The 3,151-nt window shown below is 37.2% G+C and carries 4 protein-coding genes and 1 pseudogene; 2 read left to right on the forward strand and 3 right to left on the reverse strand.

Annotated elements, in window-relative coordinates; all coding sequences use genetic code 11:
• Positions 1–84 precede the first annotated feature (84 nt).
• Entirely contained in the window at positions 85–585 is a 501-nt protein-coding gene (locus NRL14_RS20595; RefSeq protein ID WP_165726943.1) for an AAA family ATPase, read from the reverse strand.
• 215 nt (positions 586–800) lie between these two features.
• A complete protein-coding gene (locus NRL14_RS21125) occupies positions 801–902 on the reverse strand; it encodes a transposase (protein ID WP_087531795.1) in 102 nt (33 codons plus the stop codon).
• Positions 903–1,284: 382 nt separating this feature from the next.
• Between NRL14_RS21125 and NRL14_RS20600 the strand changes: the two genes are divergently transcribed.
• Positions 1,285–1,536 (forward strand): hypothetical protein, encoded by a 252-nt coding sequence (locus NRL14_RS20600; RefSeq protein ID WP_008138951.1) that lies wholly within the window; start codon positions 1,285–1,287, stop codon positions 1,534–1,536.
• 28 nt (positions 1,537–1,564) lie between these two features.
• On the opposite strand, the gene NRL14_RS20605 is transcribed toward NRL14_RS20600, so the two are convergent.
• Positions 1,565–2,575 (reverse strand): DUF4062 domain-containing protein, encoded by a 1,011-nt coding sequence (locus NRL14_RS20605; protein WP_306725498.1) that lies wholly within the window; start codon positions 2,573–2,575, stop codon positions 1,565–1,567.
• 372 nt (positions 2,576–2,947) lie between these two features.
• Here NRL14_RS20605 and NRL14_RS20610 point away from each other — a divergent pair.
• Positions 2,948–3,151: pseudogene (locus NRL14_RS20610) on the forward strand (group II intron maturase-specific domain-containing protein); the annotation flags it as partial.

A 3,151-nucleotide genomic window follows, 5' to 3' on the forward strand; every position in this document is an offset into this window, starting at 1 on the left:
AGATGAACCGCCCATTGCGGACCCGCATGATGGGTGGTGTGGGGGCTGGAGGTTAGAGACCTCCGGCTACCCGATTAGGTGTATTTATACACCAAGCCTTTCAATAAGCTTTAGAATTGATCGTTCAGGTAATTCACCAGCAGTATCAATTGAGACTATTTCCGAATTCCAAGGGTGATACTCTCTTGCATTTACACTTTCCCACGATGGTAAAGCCAAACCTTTTACAGGAGAATCACGACTTTCTACTCTGATTTTATGCTCAATTTTATTAGAACAACTAATTTCTATATTAACGTATTTTGCACCAGAATTAATAGCCGTTTGCTCCCATTCAACTCTAGATTCAGGAACAGAGTTACATGAGTCGCCAACCACATTCAGCCCTTGTATTAAAATATCTGAAGCCAATCTATAAGCTATTTGATAACCTTCAGCATAAACCTTTAAACCACAGATATCCTTTAGGGATTGCTCAATTGTATCAACTCGTAAATACGACGATCCAAGGTGTTTACTTAAAAGCGCAGCTAAAGTGCTTTTACCAGTTCCCGGCAATCCTGAAAATATATAAAGTGTAGCCATACTCGATTTGCACCTAACGAGCCTGTAGATTAACTCGTTTTTTTATTTATTTTTATTGATAAACAAACCATAGCTGAGTTCCTATTTTGGTTCAATCGATTACTGTATTTTATGCAGAATATAAAGTGGGAGTTTGGTGTTGTTTTAATTGGCGTTTTGGACGGGATTACGGGTACTTGAGTGGCTTTTATTTAGGGTAAAAGCGCTTACCCTTCTTAATGCATCGTGTTTTGCAGCTTTTCTATATTATGAACAAGACAATACAGTTGCCATTGCGCATTCACTTTCGTTTGACCCCGTAAGGTCAATTTATTCATGCCTTTATTCACTGTAATGTTCCGCTTTTTATTTAAAGGAAAGCCGGTTCGATACAGCCGAGTCGTTTGCTATTCTTTAATAAACCACTACCGTAGCCCGATTGGGCTGTCTATTTTTACTTTCACTTTGTCTACACAGCTCAGTTTTTACGTGATTCATTATTTACAACAATGCACCCATCACACTGTTTTTGTTGGATTTTTTCGCAATAATTAGTATGGGTACCATCCTAATTTCCTAATTATTTTCATCCGCTATGGGGTCAAATTGTGACCGTTATAAATGCGATGCGAACATACAAAATACGCATACCGAACGCAGTGGGAAGAAGGAATGGATACACTGGCGATACTCATGCACTAAATTTTAAGGCAAACATTTGTGGAATGGACAGGATTATCTGTGCGTTATTCATTTTGGGCAAAAGCATCGTTACTTGGCCACGATAGTTGGCAGCAAGAAGCCAAAGGAAAACCTCATAATACAATCATCAGATCATTAGCATTTAAGTGGATACGAATCCTATTTAGGTGCTGGAAAACACATACGCCCTATGATGAATCAACTTACTTAACTGCATTGAAAAGTAAGGGATCACCGCTGTTAAAATTTGCGGTGGAAAGTGAGCTTTAGCGCTTGCTGTCCACCTCAGAGCGTGTTGTTAGAGTTCCTTTTTTAATGCCCTAATTTGAATTAAATACCTTTCACCAAAAGGAGTTAGCCTCCAATATGTTTTATTATCTGATACTGCGCGCTTTTTAATACCTGACTCCATAAGGCCCAAAGCTTGAAATTGAACATGAATTTGATCTTCACAAATACGTTGTAGGATTATGTCACTGTAATGAATAAACTCATCATATTCCTCAGGTAACGAATGAAAATATGCTAGCCTTATTTTTTCTGCTAACTCTTCAGTAGAGCACTCACCTGATAATTCAGTTCCACAATATGAGAATAACTTATCCCAAGTTGCTTCTAAAAATACCACTTCTTTTTTCTGTCTTTTTTTATCTATATAAAGATTTGCGTATAATGTATGAATGTCTTCGCCGTTTTCTAATTCGTCATAGTTTGATGGTTTACCATCTTTTCTACTTAATGCTTCCACTTCTAATTCAGCAATTCTGGTTCTCAGCCTTTCCATCTCAGACAGCATTTCTTGATCGGCAGCATATTGTCCAGGAACCCAACCATCAGAAGGATGTTTCTTCCTTAATTGAATTAAACTTCGAGAAACTTTACCACCTAAATCATGAGCCGAAACCCAAAACTTACAATGTTTTGACTGTGCTTTGTCTCTAAAAGCATTTAGCCTATTTTTCCCTATTTCTGTACTTTCGACTTTGTTCGATTTAAGGTCATCAATATTTTCATGAACAAAACAAATTACAGGCTTATGCTGGCTAATAGCATAATCAAATTCCATTTCCGTATAACCAATACCTTCAGTGTTCACAGAACCATATTTACCTGCGATTATAAGTAAATAATAATCGCAACCGTCAATAACCTCTTTGATCAATGACCATGCATCTTCATCAGTTGCAGGAAAAAGCTCCATACCCGCAGGAATGCAGTCTAATTCTAATAATGCATGGATAACTTCTTTACGTTCTTCAATTAAGTCTTTGTAAGTTGAAGATACAAAGACTTGGTGTTTCCTTTCCAAATTAAATACTCCTGTATAGCTATGGAACAAGTAACTCTAACGAGCCTGTAGATTAACTCGTTTTTTTATTTGTTTTTATTGATAAACAAACCATAGCTGAGTTCCTATTTTGGTTCAATTGATTACTGTATTTTTACGCAGAATATTGAAGTGTTTGATATTGTTTAAATTGGCGTTTTGGAAGCTATTAAGGGGGTTGAGTAGCTTTAATTTAGGTTAAAAGGACTTCCCCTTTTTAATGTATCGCATTTTGCAGCTTTTCTATATTATGAACAAGGCAATACAGTTGCCGCAGCATAAACTAAAGGCATTCACTTTCGTTTGACCCCGTAAGGTCAATTTATTCATGCCTTTGTTCACTGTAATATTCCGCTAAAAAAATTTAAAGCAAATGTAAGAGAATTCACTAACCGCAACTGGGGGATCTCAATGACCCTACAAATTCATAAACTCACGCAGTATTTACGTGGCTGGGGTCACTATTACCTAATAGCCAACACTTATCAGTTAACGGTGGATTTAGATCATTGGATCCGCCGTAGGATAAAAATGTGCTACTGGCGGCAATGGCGTAAA

This window comes from Pseudoalteromonas sp. 20-92, from assembly GCF_030847595.1.
GTDB lineage: Bacteria > Pseudomonadota > Gammaproteobacteria > Enterobacterales > Alteromonadaceae > Pseudoalteromonas > Pseudoalteromonas fuliginea.

Coding starts and splice junctions, on each gene's coding strand:
- NRL14_RS20595 (WP_165726943.1), bottom strand. CDS start 585: ATGGCTACACTTTATATATTTTCAGGATTGCCGGGAACTGGTAAAAGC.
- NRL14_RS21125 (WP_087531795.1), bottom strand. CDS start 902: ATGAATAAATTGACCTTACGGGGTCAAACGAAAGTGAATGCGCAATGG.